Raw genomic sequence first — 17,193 nt, 5'->3', positions numbered from 1 at the left:
TATGGGGCTGGGAGCGGACGGAGGGGGCTGTGCCTCTCACTTGAGCTGGTCCTCGGCGGCCTTGAGCTGTGCGAACTCCTCCTCCGGGGCGCTCGCCACGAGGCGGTGGCGGGAGTAGAACCAGAAGTAGGCGATCGCGAGCAGGAGGACGCCGGCCGCGATCCCGGCGGCCAGCACGTCGACGACGAAGGTCGCGACCACGGCGACCGAGGCCAGCACCAGCGCGATCGAGGTCGTGGCGATGCCTCCCGGGGTGCGGTAGCCGCGCTCCAGCTCCGGCTCCTTGAGGCGGAGCATGATGTGGGAGAGGTTGAGGAGCACATAGGAGACGGTGGCGCCGAACACGGCGACGTTGAGCAGGATGCCGCCCTCCCCGCCGGTGGCGACGGCAAGGACGAAGCCGATGGTGCCGGGGAAGATGAGGGCGAGATAGGGGGTCTTGCGCCTGCCCGTGAGCGAGAGCCACTTGGGCAGGTACCCCGCGCGGGAGAGGGCGAAGAGCTGCCGGGAATAGGCGAAGATGATGGAGAAGAAGCTCGCCACCAGGCCCGCCAGGCCCGCCCAGTTCACGAAGGCGGCGAGCAGCGAGGAGTCCCCGTAGACGTGGCGCACGGCCTCCGGGAGCGGATTGTCGGAGACGCTCATCGCCTGGGCTCCCGCAGTGCCCGGGACCAGGACGAGCATGAGGGCGCCGAACACGAGCAGCACGAACATCGCCGTCATGATGCCGCGGGGCATGTCCCGCTTGGGGTCCGCGGACTCCTCCGCGGCCAGCGGCACGCCCTCGATCGCGAGGAAGAACCAGATGCCGAACACCAGGCTGGCGAGCAGACCGGAGACGCCGAAGGGCAGGAACTCCGAGGAGCCCATGCGTTCGGCCACCGGCGCGATGTCGAACAGGTTGGAGGCCTCGAAGTGACCGATCATGCCGAAGACGAAGGCGAGGATCGCCACGACCGCGATCGCGGTGATGACGAACATGACGCGCAGCGCCTCGCCCACACCCCAGATGTGGATGCCGACGAAGATCAGATAGGCGAGGAGGTAGATCGTCCAGGCGGGGACGCCCTCCGGCAGGATGCCGAGGGCCTGGACGTATCCCGCGATGAAGGTGGAGATGGCCGCGGGCGCCATCGAGTACTCGATGAGGATCGCCATTCCCGTGGTGAAGCCGCCCAGCGGGCCGAGGCCGCGGCGGGCGAAGCCGTAGCCGGCCCCGGCGGTCGGCAGGGTCGAGGACATCTCCGCCAGGCCCAGGGTCATGCACACGTACATGAGCCCCATGAGCAGGAAGGCGATGAGCAGGCCTCCCCAGCCGCCCTGGGCCAGGCCCAGGTTCCACCCGGAGAAGTCTCCGCTGATCACATAGGCCACGCCGAGGCCGGCCAGCAGGATCCAGCCCGCCGCCCCCTTGCGAAGCGAGCGGCGCGCGAGGAAGTCCTCGCTCACCTCGCTGTACTCGACTCTGGACGTCCGGGCCATGAGAGCTCCTCCACGCTCAGTCAATGGTGCCAGAATGGACCATTGAGTATCGCAAATGTAACCTGGCGCACATGGAGGGTCAAGGGGTGGAGAGCAGATCCGCCGAAACCGGGCGCGGCGGCACCGCACGCGAGGCTGGGGAACCCGGGCCCGAGGGCGGGGAACCCCCGCGTGAAGCTGGTGCGCCCGAGCCCGAGGACGGGGCGCCCGTGCGCGAGGGCGGAGCTGGGAACGCCTTCGAGGACACGCTGGCCAGACTGCTGCGCGAGCTGGGGCTGGGCACGTACCTCGTGGGCGACAAGCTGCCTCCGGAGCGCGAGCTGGCAGCGGAGCTCGGCGTCTCCCGCGCGACGCTGCGCACCGCGCTGAACGAGCTGCGCGATGCCGGGATCGTCCGGGTCACGCGGGGCCGCTACGGCGGCACCGAAGTGCTCCGCCTGCCTGCCGAGCACGGCTCCCGCGACGACCCGGTGCCGGCAGCGGAGCTGGAGGACGTCCTGCGGTTCCGCGAACTGCTGGAGCCCGAGGCAGCGCGGCTGGCCGCGCAGGCCACGCTCAGCGCGGAGGACCGACGGCGCGTCGCCGAGCTTCTCCACTCATGCTCGAATGCGCCAATGGATCAATACAGAGCCTATGACTCGCGATTGCATCTCGCGATCAGCGAACTCGCCGGGATCCCGAGCCTGACGGCGGCCCTCGCCGAGAACCGAGCACGGGTGAACGCGCTGCTCGACCGCATCCCCATGATGAGCGCGAACATCGCGCACGCGAACGAACAGCACACGCAGCTGGTCGAGGCGATCCTGCACGGTGACGCGGACGGGGCAGCTGCTCAGGCGCGGGCGCACGCGCACGGATCCGCGGCTCTGCTCCGCGGGTTCCTCGCCGGCAGCGGCGGGTGAGCGGGCGGCGAGTGAGGGGCAGCATGCCCAGGACGGCGCTTCGAGCAGCCGACCTCTGCGGGGTCCGATCGGCTGCGGGGCCCGGTCAGCCGCGAGGCGCTCCCGCCGCTGCGTCTCTGCGGTTCACGGCCGCCAGGTCGGGTCGGCCCAGTTCGGGTTCGGTGTGCCGCCAGGACCGGATGAGGGCGGCCCGGTCCGGCCCGTCGGCCCCTGCCCGCTGGCCGGTGCCGGCCGATGCCCCGCGCCCTGCGCCGGTGCTGGGGCCTGTGTCTGCGTCAGAACCTGTCCCGGCATCGTACTCTGCCCCGGCGCAGGGAAGCCCGGCGCCGTGGGCCCCTCCTGACGGCGCCTGCCCAGCAGCTCGCTCAGCGCCAGGAGCCCGGCGGTGAACAGGGGGAGGACGAGCGCCAGCCCACGGCCGACCCACTGCAGGGCTGGGCTCTCGGCCGGCGATCCCGTCGTCCATATCACCACGATCCTCACGAGGAGGAAGAACACGAGCCCGGCCCCCATGAGGATGTATCCCCCGCGTGTGCGGTTCCGGACGAGCAGCCACGCGGCCAGCAGCAGAGCCGTGACGGCGAAGTCGACGAGCACAGCGAGCGAGCTGCTGATCGCCATGAGGATCTCGACCTCCACGGTGGAGACGAGGGACATCACCAGGCTCGTACCGACGGTCCCGTACACCAGGCGCACCGCGCTGCCGCCGACGATCATCGCGGTGGCAATCCACTGCCGGCGCCTGTGAGCGCCCCCGCCCCCTGAGGCCGCGGGCAGCAGCCAGACCGCGGTGAGGGTGAGCGCCAGATGGACCGCGGCAGCGCTCACCTGCACGAAGATCATCAGGAGCCCGAAGGTCTCCGGTGAGGACGGCGCCATCAGCCGCAGCGCGAAGAACTGCTGGAAGACGACCACCAGCAGGCTCAGCAGGAACGTCGCGTAGAAGAGCCCCACGGCGACGCCTGTACGACCTCGTTGTGACGGCCCGGCCGCGTATGCGGCTCGGCCGTACGGCGCAGGCATCCCCGGCCGCTGCATCGGGGGGAGAGGACCCCGGCGGGCCTCCTCGTAGGACGGATTCCCCTGCGGCGCGTAGCTCATACGCGAACTCTACGATGCGCGGCATCCGCAAGGACAGGCTGTGCCTCGCCATGCACACCGAACCGACCGTGCAAGCTGAACCGGCCGCCGAAGGTGCCCCGCCGCTCCGGGGCTCAGTCCTAGCGCACCACCTCACGGTGGCCGGCGTCCAGGCGGCGGGTCCAGCCCCGCGCGTCCAGGTGTTCGAGCAGCGGGATCACCGTCCGCCGTGTGGTGTCGAGCGCCTGCCTGGCCTGCGAGGTGGTGAAGGGCTGCTCCAGACCTGCGAGCAGCCGCATCGCCTGCGCAGGAGCGGTGGGCCCGAGCACGATGCCCTCGCCCTCCTTCGCGGTTCCGCCGCTCGTCCCGGCCCCACCGCGACCGGCCGGTCCCCCCAGACGCAGGAGCCTGCCCCGCTGCTCCGCCGCTGCGAGCTCCCGGGTTCCGAGCCCCAGCGCACGCAGCTCGTGGGCCTCGGGCGCGTGGAACGGACGCTGCCGCCACCCGGCCTCGAGCTTCTGCATGGCGCCCTCAGCGGCTCCCAGACCCGCGGCAGCACCGCGCGCGCGGATCCGCCCCTCCGTCACCGCCAGGTCCGCCGCGCGCACCACGGCCCCCAAGAGGAGGGACCGCGCGGCGCCGAGGTCCGGCAGGTCGAGCGCATCCGCCGCCGCCTTCCCGGTCACGCCGCGGCTCAGCGCATCCTTCGCATGCTCCCGTTCGACCACCTCGATGAGCATCTGCGCCCACGTGCGGATTCGGGCCTCGTCCGCGAGCAGCGCCTCGCCCAGTCGCACGATCCCGGCCGGCAGCTCCTCCGGCACTTCGATGCCCATGGCGAGGAGCACGGGTTCGTCGACGGCGCCTCGGCGGCGGACCTCCACGGCGACGTCGCCGGCCGGATCCAGCCGTGCCAGCTGAGCCGCACGCCTTCGCGCCGCCCCGCGCCTGTGCAGCTCGGGCGGATCCACGTCGAGGACGTCGACCCCGCCCAGCACCGACCGCTCTCCCGTGGAGCGCAGCAGCATGCGGTCACCCACCGCCAACGGCAGCGGACGGTCGAGGACGAGACGGCCGTGCTCTGCATCGAACGGCCGCAGCCGGGCCTGCACCGCGGCGGTCCCCAGGTGGACGGTGAGGTGCAGCGGTGCGGCATCGAGCGCCTCGCCGGTGCGCCGGCGGACGTCGACCGTCTCAGCGAGCACCCAGGCACCGGGAGTCACGAGCGCGTCCCCCCGGTGGACGTCCTCGGCGGCGACCCCGCGGAGGTTGACGGCCGCCCGGGTGACCGGTCGCAGCGCCTCGACGCCGTCGTTGTGGGTCTGCAGTCCGCGGATGCCCACGCGCGGCCCGGCTCCCGCGCCGTCGCGTCCGCCCGCGCCGCCGCTCGCCGCGCCGCCTGTCCTGCCGGAACTCCCCGTGCCTGCCCCGCCGGTGCGCGCCTGCGCAGCCGAGGCCAGCTCAAGCTCCCCTCCCACGCGCAGCGAGCCCTGGTCGAGGGTGCCGGTGACGACGGTGCCGGATCCGGCGACGGAGAACGCACGGTCTGCCCAGAGGCGCACTCTCGCGCCGGGGTCCGGCACCGGCATGTCAGCGAGAACGGCATCGAGCTGCTCCCGCAGCGCGGCCAGGCCGAAGCTGATCCGTCCCGCTTCAGGCTGCGCTGTGTCCTGTGCTGCGGTGTCTCGCTGTGCTGGGTCCTGCTGCGCCTCGTTCGCCAGCGCGGAGACGGCCACTGCAGGGGCGTGAGCCAGGCCGGTGCCGGCGAACTCCGCACGTGCGCGCTCGACGACTGCCGGTACGGCCTCGGGCGCGGCATCCGTGCGGGTGACGACGATGAGGCCGTGCTGGATGCCGAGCGCGGCGACGGCGTCACGATGGTCCGAGGACTGCGGCATCCACCCCTCGTCCGCCGCGATGACGAAGAGGACGACGGGGGCAGGCCCCAGCCCCGCGAGCATGTTGCCGAGGAACCGCTCGTGGCCCGGCACGTCCACGAAGCTGATCTCCCGGCCGGAGGGCAGCGTCGTCCAGGCGAAGCCGAGGTCGATGGTGAGCCCGCGGCGCTTCTCCTCGTCCCAGCGGTCGGGCTCGATGCCGGTGAGCGCTCGCACCAGCGTGGACTTGCCGTGGTCCACGTGTCCCGCCGTGGCGATGACGTGGGAGGCGGGCGTGCGCGGGGCGGTGCGGCCCGCAGCCGTGCCCGGGGTCATCGCAGACCTCCTGCGGAGCCCGTCGCGTCGAGGGCCGCGATGAGTGCGCGGAGCAGTTCGCCGTCCTGCGATTCCGGGACGCAGCGGAGGTCGATGAGGCACCTGCCCTCGTGCATGCGGCCGACCACTGCGGGGGTGCCGGTGCGCAGAGGACCGGCGACGGCCTCGGGCAGGGCCAGCGCCCAGCCCGGCAGCGGCACTCCGGTGCCGCCTCCGCCGCCCACCCGGCCGTCATGGGGGACGACGATGGAGGACTGCTGGGGCGCTGCGGGCACCGCGGCGGCGAGCTCCCGCGCCAGCGCCAGGGTCCGCTCGCGGAGGAGTTCGGGATCCGCGCGCAGAGCCCGGGTGACAGGAGCTTCACCTGCGGTGACGGTGGCTTCGAGGGCGGCGAGCGCGAGTTTGTCGGCCCGCAGCGCGCGGGCCAGAGGGTGCCGGCCGAGGGCGGCGACCACCTCGGCGCGGCCGAGCAGAATGCCCGCCTGGGGACCGCCCAGGAGCTTGTCGCCCGAGGCGATCACGAGGTCCGCACCGGCGGCCAGGGCCGTTGCGGCATCGGGTTCACCGGGCAGCACGGCTTCGGGCTCGAGCAGCCCGCTGCCCAGATCCACCACGAGGGGGACGCCGTGCGCGTGGGCGAGCGCGCTGAGCTCGGCGAGATCGGCCTCGGCGGTGAAGCCCTCCACGCGGAAGTTCGAGGTGTGGACCTTGAGGACGCAGCCGGTGGCAGGGCTCAGGGCGCGGGCGTAGTCGTCCACGTGCGTGCGGTTGGTGGTGCCCACCTCGCGCAGCCGGGCGCCGGCGGACTCCATGAGGTCGCTCAGCCGGAAGCCCGCGCCGATCTCCACGAACTCCCCCCGCGAGAGGAGGACCTCGCTCGGTTCGGAACGGGGACTGGGCGAACCGTGCGAGCGCGGGGCGGGTGAGCCGTACGGCGGAGTGGCCCTGGGCGTCTGCGCGGAGAAACGGGTGTCTGCGGCCCGGCCCGCGAGGGCGGTGACCGCGAGCAGGAGCGCCGCGGCGCCGTTGTTGACGACGAGTGCGTCCTCAGCCTCGGGGCACGCCTCGAGGAGCGCGGCGCGCACGCCCGTCCCCCGGCGTCCGCGCTTGCCCGTGGCGAGGTCGAACTCGAGGTCCGTGTACCCGGAGGCCTCCGCGACGGCGGCGCGGGCGGCCTCGGACAGCGACGCGCGGCCCAGATTGGTGTGCACGATGACGCCGGTGGCATTGATGACGGGCGTGAGCGAGGCCGGCCGCCGGGCGTCCAGCGCGGTGAGGAGCTCCGCCTCGACGGCCTCGGGCGCGATCTCACCACTGCGGGCGCGATCCTGCACGGCGCGGACGAGGCCCTTCACCACGCCCGCCCCCAGCGCCTCCGCGGCCGCGGCCACGCGGGGACGTGCGAGCAGCGCATCGGTGCGCGGGATGCGGCGGCGGGGATCCATGGTTCCTCCTGCGCGGACGGGGCGGCGATGGGACGGGAGGGCAGTGTGCTCGGGCGGGACGGCGGCGCAGGTGCTCCCGCGCACTGCATGACCCGGTGAGCACACTCTGCCATCCAGACGCGAAGTGAGCGCTTTCTGCCGTTCTGACCTCTTCGGATCAGCAGAAAGCGCTCACTTCGCGGCCCTGCACAGCTGGTGGCGGAGGCGGACGGGAATCGAACCCGCCAAGCCCAGATGCTGGGCTTCACCGGTTTTGAAGACCGGGGGGCCCACCAGGACCCGGACGCCTCCGCGGCAGAATCTACCAGCAACGATGCGGGTGGGGAACACGGCTCAGCCCTCACAGGCTCAGCTCTCACAAGCCCAGTGCCCCCCACGGAGCAGCCTTCTCGGAGCAGACACCTCACAGGACGGGCGAATAGTGTGAGCGGAGCACCACCCAGCAGGAGTCCCGGTCCGTCCGACACCGATTCCCCGGAGGCACACATGGCCCGCTTCCACAACCGTGAGACCATCGACGCTCCCCTCGACCAGGTGGTGCGCTGGCACAGTCTGCCCGGCGCGCTCACCCGCCTCTCCCCGCACTGGGCGCAGGAGGTCGTGCGGGAGGGCGATCCCACCCGCCCGGGCAGCCGCGCCGAGATGCGGATCAGCGCTCCCGGCACCTCGGGCGCGGTGCGGGTGCCCTGGACAGCGGAGCACTTCGCACTGCCGGGCCTCCCGCCCTTCGCACAGTCCGCGGCACCGTCCGACGGGCAGACTGCTGCCGGCCACGGAGACTCCGCCGTCACTCGACCCGCCGAGGCGCAGGACCGGTCCCGGGCACACGCCTCCGCGGGCGCCGAGGCCGGGTTCGGCGACCGCATGGTCCCTTCCGCACTGAGCCCCTTCTCCGCCTTCGAGCACCGTCACGTGTTCCGCGCCGTCCCGGCCACGGAGGGCACCGCCGGGATTGCTGGCACCGCCAGGATTGCAGACGACACCGCCGGAGCTGCTGACGGCACCGCCGGGATTGCGGACACCCCCGCCGGGGTTGCCGACGCCCCCGCGCCTGCTGACAGCCCGGACGGCACGCTCGGAGACGGGAACGACGCAATACAGCGCACGGAGATCGAGGACACCCTCGACTTCTCCCTCCGCGGCAGTGCGGGTGCGGAGGACCGGGCCTCAGGCGCACCTGCGGATGCATCTGCGAGCGACGGATCCGCGACCGACGACACCGAGGTCACAGTCCTCGACGTCCCCCGCACCTATGGGAAGCGTCCTGCGGGCTCTGATTCCGCCGGCAGCCCGGGCGCGGCAGACGCCCCCGGCACGGGTCCGGGCGCCGGGCGGGATTCCCGTGGCGCTCATTGGACCGATGTCTTCGACGACCTTCGCAGCTTCGACGCCCGTGCCTTCGGCTCCGATCTCGCGGCCGGCCTCGAGCGCTTCGCCTCCCGCATCCCCGGGCTCTCCCGGACCGCGCAGTCGGTGAGCGGCGGAGTGGAGGACCGCGTCCGCACCACTCTGGAGCAGACCTTCGCGGCCCGAACCCGGCGTCTGGAGCAGGAGTTCGCGTTCCTCCGCAGCATCGACGCCCCCGTCACGGGCGGCACCCGCACGCTGAATGTGCTGATCACCGGCGCCTCGGGCCTCGTCGGAACCCAGCTGAGCGCGCTTCTCACAGCCGGCGGTCACCGTGTGCGGGCCCTCGTGCGCAGGCCTCCGCGCACCGGACTGGGCCGGGAGGACGCCCGCGGCGACGACGGCGGCCATGACACCGACGACGGCCCGGCCGGAGCCTCGGGCACGGACGGCGGGACCGGAGCATCGAGTGCCCCACAGCACTCCGACGCTCCCGCCTTCGACGCCCTCCCCCTCACCGAATCCACCTGGGAGCCCTCCCTGGGACTCGTGCAGAGCGAGGATCTGATCTGGGCGGACGTCGTGGTGCACCTCGCGGGCCGGAGCATCGGCGGCAGGCTCACGGAGACCGCGAAGCGGGAGATCCGCTCCTCACGCATCGATTCGACCCGCCTGCTGGTCGACACGATCGCGGGTCTGCCCGCAGAGGAACGGCCCGAGGCGTTCGTCTGCGCCTCGGCGGTCGGCTGGTACGGAGCGGATCGGCGCGAGCCCGTCGCGGAGGACGCCGCACCGGGTCAGGGCTTCCTCGCCGAGGTCTGCGCGGACTGGGAGGCCGAGGCCGCCCGCGTCGAAGGCCTGGGAGTGCGGAGAGTGTCCGTCCGCACGGGTCTGGTGATGAGCAGCCTGGGCGGCCTGCTGAGGATGCAGCTGCCCCTCTACCTGGCGGCCGCGGGCGGTCCCCTCGGCTCGGGCGAGCAGTGGTTCCCCTGGATCAGCCACGACGACCTCGTCCGCGTCTATGCTCGCGCCCTCACCGATGCCGCGCTCGCAGGCCCCGTCAACGCCGTGGCTCCGGGCATCGTCCGCCAGAGGGAGTGGGCCGAGGAGCTGGGCCGCCATCTGCACCGGCCCGCCGTCCTGCCCGTGCCGAAGGCCGGCCCGGCGCTGCTGCTGGGCGATGAGGGCGCGGATGAGCTCGCATTCGCCGGTCAGCACGCGGTCCCCGCCGCACTGCTGGATGCCGGCTTCGAATTCGCCCATCCCACCCTCGCGGAGTGCTTCACGGAGGAGCTGGGTCCGCGGAGGTGACGGGACTGTGCAGATCGGGGCTGCGCAACTGACACGTTTCCCACCCCTTGTGCCGCTGCCCGTTCCCGTACGACGGGCCGGCCGGCCGCACAAGGGGTGGCAGAGCGGTGCCCCGGAACGCCGCTTGCCCCGGGCCCTAGACTCGGCGGCATGAGCACCTCCGGCATCCCCAGCGCCACGCCTCCGACATCTGCAGGCTCTCCCGCGGCCTCGGCCCCCGCGCCGCGCCTCACCGCCATGGCGCACGGCGGCGGCTGCGCCTGCAAGATCCCGCCGGGCGAACTCGAGGACGCCGTCGCGGCGCTCGCCGGGCAGAGCTTCGGCTCCGTCCTGGTGGGCCTGGACGACGGCGACGATGCGGCCGCCGTCCAGGTGCGGAACGATCTCGCCGTGCTCTCCACCGCCGACTTCTTCACCCCCGTCGTCGACAGCGCCTTCGACTGGGGACGCATCGCAGCGGCCAATGCACTGTCCGATGTGTACGCGATGGGCGGCACTCCCGTCGTCGCGATCAACCTCGTGGGCTGGCCCCGCGAGGTGCTGCCCATGGAGCTGCTGAGCGAGGTGCTGCGCGGCGGCCTCGAGGTGGCGCAGGAGGCCGGCTGCCCCGTGATCGGCGGGCACTCGGTGGACGATCCCGAGCCCAAGTACGGCATGGCCGTGACCGGCACCGCCGACCCCGCGCGCCTGCTGCGCAACGACTCCGCCGAGGCAGGGCTCCCCCTCACCCTCACGAAACCCCTCGGCGTGGGCCTGCTCAACAACCGCCACAAAGCGACCGGTGAGGTGTTCGAGTCCGCTGTCGCGACGATGACGCAGCTCAACCGCGCGGCCTCGCACGCCGCGCTGGAGGCCGGAGCGCGCGCGGCCACGGACGTCACCGGCTTCGGGCTGCTGGGCCACCTCCACAAGATGATGCGCGCCTCGGGCGTGGGAGCGGTGATCGACCGTGCGGCAGTGCCCATGGTCGAGGGCGCAGCCGAAGCGCTGCGCGACGGCTTCGTCTCCGGCGGCACCCGCCGCAACCTCGACTGGGTGCGGCCGCATCTCACCGCGGGAACCGGCATCACGGAGGACGATCTTCTCTTCCTCGCCGATGCTCAGACCTCCGGCGGCCTGCTGGTGGTGGGCGAGGTGCCCGGCCATCCCGTGATCGGCGAGACAGTCGCCGGCAGCGGCATCACGGTGCGCTGAACGCGGTCAGCCGAGCGCCGCGGAGCCGGAAGTCCCAGGGCGGAACTCCGCTCCGCCGTCGCGCGACCTCCTCCGCGAGGCCGCCCAGTTCCGCCGCGCGGCGTCCACGCGAACGCGTTCGAGCCGTGCGCGTTCACGGGCCTGCTCCTCGGCGAGCGCGCGCTTCGACGGGGTCAGCTGCTGCACGCGCTGCGCGGATATGCCCATCATCAGCCCGATCTCAGCATGAGTGAGACCGTCGCGGCACATCTCCCCCGCGCACTCTCGGCGCAGACGTGCGGATTCGGCCAGCAGCTCCCGGCCCTCGCTCTCCAGCACCGTGGCCGCCTGCAGTGCGTCGGCCATGCGGTCTGGGAGATCGAACTGCAGCCGGATGCTGATCTCCTCCTCGGGGATCCCGGTGGCGCTCCCGACCAGATGACGAGCGGCCGATTCGATCTGCACTGCCCTCCTGACGAACCCCCAGGCGGGCACACAGTGATCATCGTCTGCGCGAGGCCCCGCCCAGCTGCCGCACGGAGCGTCCAGCTCGCAGATCGCACCCTCGGAATCGGTGAGCGGCTCCTCCGGCTGGGGCACGAGCACTGCGGGAACCCGGAACATCCAGGTGCCCGACATCCGCCTGCCCGCCCGCACCTCGAAGGCCCCGAGCTCGCCGGACACCCGTGAAACGTCAGTTGACCACCGATCGTCCACAGGCATACGCACTCTCTTCTCACTCGGGTGCTCGGGTGGAGGCGCGGACTTCCACGTCCGGGCCTCCAAGCATATGTGGAGCACGCAGCCGGCGGAGCAGACTGCGCTCTCCGGGCATCGCCGGTCGTCGAAGGCAGTCGATCACCAGGGGCGGCCGGTCGCTGGAGGCAGTGGGGCATCCACGAGTCAGGAAGAAAACCAGGGGCCCTAGTTTTTCTTCAAGTCCTCGGAGGAGGGGCACTCGGTCTGCAGGGCACTCAGGGGAAGGACCCTCTCGTTTCCCACACACGGCGGACGTCACCGGCCGAGCCTCTGCCCCGCCACGCCGAAACCGCGTGCACAACAGCCCAGCCCATAACGGAGAACCATCGCGATGGACGAACCCCGTCGGCCGATCATCGGCTCTGCCGCACCCCGTCAGCCGGCAGTCGTGATCGAGTCGTGCGCCGCACCCCAGACACCCCGAGGGCGGCCGTCTCACTCCGGGCTTTCCGCAGCCCTCCCCTGGTCGCGGAGGATCTCCAGCGCCACGACCTCGGCCCTCGCCGCGTCGCAGGCCTCGATGGCATTCAGCAGGGCATCGTGGTCCTGACCGCGGTCCCTCACCGCGTGTTCGAGGGACAGCTCACTGTCGACCGAGCGGACGAGGGCCCCCACGAGACCGCTGTACACGGCGCTGAGCAGCGGATTGTGCGCCGCCTGGGCCACCAGCAGATGGAACCGGGCGTCCGCCTCCGCGAAGGCCCCGCGGTCTCCGTCCTCCGCGGCTGCCCTGCGCTGTGCGAGCGCCCCGGCGAGCGCTTCGAGATCACCTGCGGTGCGCCGCTGTGCCGCCAATCCCGCGCACACCGCGTCCAGCCCCGCCCTCACCTCGATGACGTCGGCGACGCGGCTGTCCAGAGCCCGATGGGTGAGTACCGCGGAGATCTCGTCCGTCGCGGTCACATAGGTGCCGTCTCCGCGACGCACTGACAGGAGGCCCGTGTGGACGAGCGCCCGCACCGCTTCACGCAGAGGCGACCTGCTGATTCCCAGCAGGGAGGAGAGTTCGGTCTCCGAGGGAAGTCGCGTGCCCGTGGCCCATTCCCCCGACCCGATCCGCTCGCGGATGGCATCGATCGCACGCTGCACCGCAGAGACCTGTGGCACCGTCATCAGCTCCTGACTGCAGCGCCCCGTCGCCCCGCAGAGGGGCATCCACACCGAGGCGAAAGGTATGACGTCTGGTAGAAATGATACCGAAGAGCCGCTCGGCAGCCTGGAGGAACCGATGACCCCCGACCACGACCTCGTGCTGCGCGGCCAGCGGGTGCACGGCCCTCAGGGGTTCGATCCGGCCGAGGTGGGGGTGAGCGGCGGACGCATCGCCGCGGTGGCGCCCCTGGGCGCCGGTCTCACCGGAGCGCGCGAGATCGAGCTGGACCAGGACGAGGTGCTCCTCCCGGGTCTTGTCGACTCCCATGTGCACATCAACGACCCGGGGCGCACCGAGTGGGAGGGCTTCGACACCGCCACGCGGGCAGCGGCGCGCGGAGGTGTCACCACCGTGATCGACATGCCTCTGAACTCGATCCCGCCCACGACGAGCGTCTCCGGCCTGTCCGCGAAGGTCGCAGCCTCCACGGGGAGCAGATATGTGGACATCGGGTTCTGGGGCGGCGCCGTCCCGGACAATCTCGGCGACCTGCGGGAACTGCACGCAGCAAGGGTGTTCGGCTTCAAGTGCTTCACCCTCCCCTCCGGCGTGGACGAGTTCCCGCCCCTCGGCGCGGGCGAGCTCAGAACCGCCCTGGCGGAGGTCGCCTCCTTCGACGGACTCATGATCGTCCATGCCGAGGACCCCGGCTCCGTCTCCGGTGCACCCTCCGGCCGCGGCTACGAAGGATTCCTCGCCTCCCGCCCGCCGGAAGCCGAGACCCGCGCCGTCGCCCAGGTGATCGACGCAGCGCGCGAGACCGGCGCCCGGGTCCACATCCTCCACCTGTCCGCCGCCGACTCCCTGCCTCTCATCGCGGCGGCGCGAGCGGAAGGCATACGGCTCACGGTGGAGACGTGTCCGCACTACCTGACGCTGTCCGCGGACGCCGTGCCCGAGGGCGCCACCTCCCACAAGTGCTGCCCGCCCATCCGCGACCGCTCCAACCAGGACCGGCTGTGGCAGGGCCTGCTCGAGGGTGTGATCGACTGCGTGGTCACGGACCACTCCCCCTCGACGGCCGAACTCAAGCACGTGGAGTCCGGGGATTTCGGGGCCGCCTGGGGCGGGGTCGCCTCCCTGCAGCTGGGCCTGCCCGTCGTCTGGACGGAGGCGCGGCGCCGCGGGGTGCCGCTCGAGACGGTCGTCTCCTGGATGACCGCCGGTCCGGCGGACGTGGCCGGGCTGAGCGAGAAGGGGCGGATCCGGGTGGGCGGTGCCGCGGACCTGGTGATCTTCTCGCCCGATGCCGCGCTCACGGTCGATCCGGCTCGCCTCGAGCACCGCCACCCCGTCACCCCGTACGCAGGCAGCACCCTGCACGGTGCGGTGCGCCGGACCCTGCTCGCCGGGGAGGAGATCGACTTCAGCCGGCCGGCCGGCCGGCTCCTGTGGAGAGGAGAGCCATGAGCTACCACACCCCGCGCGGGGGCCTGCCGGCCCAGTCCGAGCTGACGACGGACCGCGCCGTCTTCACGGACGCCTACGCTGTGCTCCCCGCACGCACCATGAGCGACATCACCGCGAGTCTGCTGCCGCAGTGGAAGGGCACGCGTGCCTGGGTCCTCGCCCGGCCGCTGTCCGGGTTCGCGGAGACGTTCGCCCAGTATCTCGTCGAGGTCGGGCCGGGCGGCGGCAGCACCGCCCCTGAACCCGACGCAGGGGCAGAGGGCGTGCTGTTCGCGGTGGGAGGCCGCCTCACCCTCACTCTCGACGGCGCCGAGCACTCACTGGCACCGGGAGGCTACGCCTTCCTCGCACCCGGCGCGGAGTGGACCCTGCGCAACGAAAGCGACGGGCCGGCTTCGTTTCACTGGATCCGCCGACGGTATCGGCCCGCGGACGGCATCGGCGTGCCGGAGTCCTTCGTCACCTCCGCCGAGGAGGTCGAGCCGGTCTCCATGCCCGGCACGGACGGAGCATGGACCACTCGGCGGTTCGCGGACCCGGACGATCTGCGCCACGACATGCACGTGAACATCGTGACACTGCAGCCGGGAGCATCGATCCCCTTCCCCGAGACGCACGTGATGGAGCACGGGCTGTTCGTCCTCGAGGGCAAGGCCGTCTACCTGCTCAACCGGGACTGGGTCGAGGTCGCGGAGGGCGACTTCATGTGGCTGCGCGCCTTCTGCCCGCAGGCCTGCTACGCGGGCGGCCCCGGCCCCTTCAGCTATCTGCTCTACAAGGACGTCAACCGCCACGCGGCACTCGATCTCTGAAGCCCGCCGCGGACAGCCCCGGACGGGAGGGAAGCGCATGTCCGCAGCGGTGTCGCGCTCGCCGCGGACATGCGCAGCGCTGCCCGCGGACACCGCCCCCGTCAGGAGGGTGGGCCGGGGCGGTGGGCAAGAGATGTGAGCTCTTCGATGCCGATGCCGATCTCCGCGTGCACCTCCTCCGGGTCCACCGCCCCGCACTGCACGCCGCGCAGCACGCAGCCCGCGAGCGCCCGTGCCGTTGCCGGCTCCTCCATCCGGTCCGCAGTCGCGGCCCGCCCCAGGTAGGACGAGAGGCGGCCTGCCGCAGCGGCGAACTCCTTCCGGTGGAAGGAATGGGCCATCAGATAGCGCGTGGGCAGCTGGGCCGGGTGCAGATCCCACCCCTGGGAGTAGCCGCGCTCGAACGCGCGCCGGACCAGTCTCGCGTGGACCGCCCAGGCGCGGTGCACCTGCTCCTCGGACCCCGCGGGCACGATGTTGGTCGAACCGTCGGACAGCAGCACGCCCGTTCCGGCCGCAGCCGCCTGCATGACCGCCTTCGCATGGTCCGCCGCGGGGTGGTCCATCGACTGGTGCTCAGCGGCGATGCCGCACGCCGCGGAGTAGTCGTAGGTGCCGAAGTGCAGGCCCGTGCACCTGCCCTCGGAGGCGTGGATCATCCGCGCGACGAGTGCGGTGCCGTCCGCGCCGAGCACGGACTGGGGCGTCTCGACCTGCACCTCGAACCGAATGGGCCCCAGGGCGGTCCCGTGCTTGGACTCCAAGGCCTCGCACGCCCTGACCATGGCCTCCACCTGCGCCACGGAGAGCACCTTGGGCAGCGTCACGAGCAGCCCGCGGCCGCCCGCCTGCGTGCCGGCGAGCCGGTCGGCCCAGCGCACGAGAGTGCGGATCCCCCGTGCGCGGGTGGGGCGCTCGAGGCTCTTGAAGCGGATGCCGAAGGACCCCGGCCCCGGGCCCGGGCCCTCGACCGCGGCCAGGAGCTCCGCGGCGGCGGAGTCCACGGCTGCGTCCTCCTCCGCGTCCGAGCGGTTCCCGTAGCCGTCCTCGAAGTCGATCCTGAGGTCCTCGATCGGGTCCGCCTCCAGCTTGCGGCGCACCCGCGGCATGAGCTCTTCAAGGGTGCCGGCGTCGAGGTCGAGGAGGCGCGCCAGCCGCCCGAGGTCGCTGCCGTGCGCGTCGAGGGCATCGAGCGCCCGGGCGCCCCAGCGCTCCGGGAGGTCGCGCGTGTATTCGTCCGCCGGCACGTAGACGGTGTGGAGCGGCTGCCGCGCAGGAGCACCGCCGGGGTACCTGCGCTCCAGCAGGAGATCGTCGCTCCGGAGCAGGCCGTCGAGTTCGTGCGTGAGGGTCTGTGCGAAATCGGTCATCTCTCCCGGTCTCCTCCGTCTGGTGCAGGGCCGTCCTTCGGCGCCTGCGGCACAGCGCGGGCGGCGGCAGAACCCTGCACCGCCCGCAGAGACGGTCTGCGTCCCGCCTCGATGTGCGCCGCCATCCTCATCCCCGCGAGTGCAGGTTCGCCGTCGCAGATGGCGTGGTAGATCTCGTAGTGCGCCTGGAGCTCCGGGTGGGGGTCTCGGAAGGTCGTCATGGCGAACAGCCAGCGCGTGCGTCCCAGGATCGGCGCCATGAGCTCAGCGAGGAGCTCATGGCGTGCCGCATCGATGATCTGTGCGTGGAAGTGCGCCGTGCTCAGGAGGATGCCTTCGAGCGATCCCTCCTGGGTCGCCGCATCAGCCCCCGCGATCGCCTCTGCCAGGCCCTCGTGGACGAGACCCTCGGCGTGCCGGCGAGCGGCCTCCTCCGCGGCGAAGGGCTCCAGGCGGACCCGGAGATCGAACAGCTCGTCGACGGCCTCGGCGGACATCGTCCTGACCGTGGCGCCCTTGTGCGCAGTGGTCGTGATGAACCCGTCGTAGCGGAGGTTCCGCAGGGCCTCGCGCACGGGCAGACGGGAGACTCCCAGCTCCTCCGAGAGCTCGCGTTCACGCAGCCGGGCTCCCGGCGCGTACCTGCCCTGGATGATGCCCTCGCGGATCGCGGCCTCGGTCGCGTGCGCCAGCGGCGTCGCCCTGCCGGTCTCAGGCGCCATGCCGATTCGTCCTC

Annotated in this window: 13 protein-coding genes and 1 tRNA gene; 5 read left to right on the top strand and 9 right to left on the bottom strand. The window is 72.2% G+C overall.

The genetic code is table 11. The annotated features are described in order from the left end of the window. Positions 1–36: 36 nt before the first annotated feature. The gene (gene eat, locus K318_RS0109360; RefSeq protein ID WP_029089307.1) at positions 37–1,482 is read right to left on the bottom strand and encodes an ethanolamine permease; all 1,446 of its coding nucleotides are present in this window, start codon (positions 1,480–1,482) and stop codon (positions 37–39) included. A gap of 86 nt (positions 1,483–1,568) precedes the next feature. On the opposite strand from eat, the gene K318_RS20640 reads away from it, so the two are divergent. Continuing rightward, positions 1,569–2,384, top strand: coding sequence for a FadR/GntR family transcriptional regulator (locus K318_RS20640; RefSeq protein WP_245579835.1), 816 nt, complete (start codon positions 1,569–1,571; stop codon positions 2,382–2,384). A 123-nt stretch (positions 2,385–2,507) separates the two neighbouring features. Here K318_RS20640 and K318_RS0109345 read toward each other — a convergent pair whose 3' ends face one another. The 4 genes from K318_RS0109345 to K318_RS0109330 all read right to left on the bottom strand — a co-directional run bounded on the left by K318_RS0109345 (position 2,508) and on the right by K318_RS0109330 (position 7,413). Continuing rightward, positions 2,508–3,338: a hypothetical protein gene (locus K318_RS0109345; protein WP_029089305.1), complete on the bottom strand. Its 831-nt coding sequence runs from the start codon at positions 3,336–3,338 to the stop codon at positions 2,508–2,510. Positions 3,339–3,604: 266 nt separating this feature from the next. Then, a complete protein-coding gene (gene selB / locus K318_RS0109340; RefSeq protein ID WP_051297774.1) occupies positions 3,605–5,677 on the bottom strand; it encodes a selenocysteine-specific translation elongation factor in 2,073 nt (690 codons plus the stop codon). Beyond that, entirely contained in the window at positions 5,674–7,122 is a 1,449-nt protein-coding gene (gene selA / locus K318_RS0109335; protein ID WP_029089303.1) for an L-seryl-tRNA(Sec) selenium transferase, read from the bottom strand. Before selA ends, selB begins: the two co-directional genes overlap by 4 nt. Positions 7,123–7,318: 196 nt before the next feature. After that, positions 7,319–7,413, bottom strand: a tRNA-Sec gene (locus tag K318_RS0109330). A 195-nt stretch (positions 7,414–7,608) separates the two neighbouring features. On the opposite strand from K318_RS0109330, the gene K318_RS24675 reads away from it, so the two are divergent. Then, positions 7,609–9,780 carry a TIGR01777 family oxidoreductase gene (locus K318_RS24675; RefSeq protein ID WP_051297773.1) on the top strand — a complete coding sequence of 724 codons (2,172 nt, stop codon included), beginning with the start codon at positions 7,609–7,611 and terminating at the stop codon, positions 9,778–9,780. A gap of 150 nt (positions 9,781–9,930) precedes the next feature. Then, positions 9,931–10,974, top strand: a complete 1,044-nt coding sequence (gene selD, locus K318_RS0109320) for a selenide, water dikinase SelD (RefSeq protein WP_084499925.1) — start codon at positions 9,931–9,933, stop codon at positions 10,972–10,974. Between the two features lie 6 nt (positions 10,975–10,980). On the opposite strand, the gene K318_RS0109315 is transcribed toward selD, so the two are convergent. Together K318_RS0109315 and K318_RS0109310 are read right to left on the bottom strand one after the other, a co-directional pair. Beyond that, the gene (locus K318_RS0109315) at positions 10,981–11,637 is read right to left on the bottom strand and encodes a hypothetical protein (RefSeq protein WP_029089301.1); all 657 of its coding nucleotides are present in this window, start codon (positions 11,635–11,637) and stop codon (positions 10,981–10,983) included. 510 nt (positions 11,638–12,147) lie between these two features. After that, the gene (locus tag K318_RS0109310) at positions 12,148–12,825 is read right to left on the bottom strand and encodes a FadR/GntR family transcriptional regulator (RefSeq protein ID WP_035281334.1); all 678 of its coding nucleotides are present in this window, start codon (positions 12,823–12,825) and stop codon (positions 12,148–12,150) included. 115 nt (positions 12,826–12,940) lie between these two features. Here K318_RS0109310 and allB point away from each other — a divergent pair, with 115 nt between their 5' ends. Both allB and K318_RS0109300 read left to right on the top strand, forming a co-directional pair. Next, on the top strand, positions 12,941–14,275 hold the full coding sequence (allB, locus tag K318_RS0109305; protein ID WP_029089299.1) for an allantoinase AllB: 1,335 nt from the start codon (positions 12,941–12,943) through the stop codon (positions 14,273–14,275). Further along, positions 14,272–15,087 carry a bifunctional allantoicase/(S)-ureidoglycine aminohydrolase gene (locus tag K318_RS0109300; protein ID WP_029089298.1) on the top strand — a complete coding sequence of 272 codons (816 nt, stop codon included), beginning with the start codon at positions 14,272–14,274 and terminating at the stop codon, positions 15,085–15,087. Before allB ends, K318_RS0109300 begins: the two co-directional genes overlap by 4 nt. Before the next feature lie 101 nt (positions 15,088–15,188). Here K318_RS0109300 and K318_RS0109295 read toward each other — a convergent pair whose 3' ends face one another. After that, on the bottom strand, positions 15,189–16,457 hold the full coding sequence (locus K318_RS0109295; protein ID WP_029089297.1) for a DUF6986 family protein: 1,269 nt from the start codon (positions 16,455–16,457) through the stop codon (positions 15,189–15,191). Further along, positions 16,454–17,179 (bottom strand): GntR family transcriptional regulator, encoded by a 726-nt coding sequence (locus tag K318_RS20630; RefSeq protein WP_084499923.1) that lies wholly within the window; start codon positions 17,177–17,179, stop codon positions 16,454–16,456. The genes K318_RS0109295 and K318_RS20630 overlap by 4 nt, the downstream gene beginning before the upstream one ends. Positions 17,180–17,193 lie beyond the last annotated feature (14 nt).

The organism is Brevibacterium album DSM 18261, assembly GCF_000426445.1.
Classification (GTDB): Bacteria; Actinomycetota; Actinomycetes; order Actinomycetales; family Brevibacteriaceae; genus Brevibacterium; species Brevibacterium album.
Note: the sequence above shows the minus strand (reverse complement) of the source record. Positions and strands in the feature narration are given on the sequence as shown.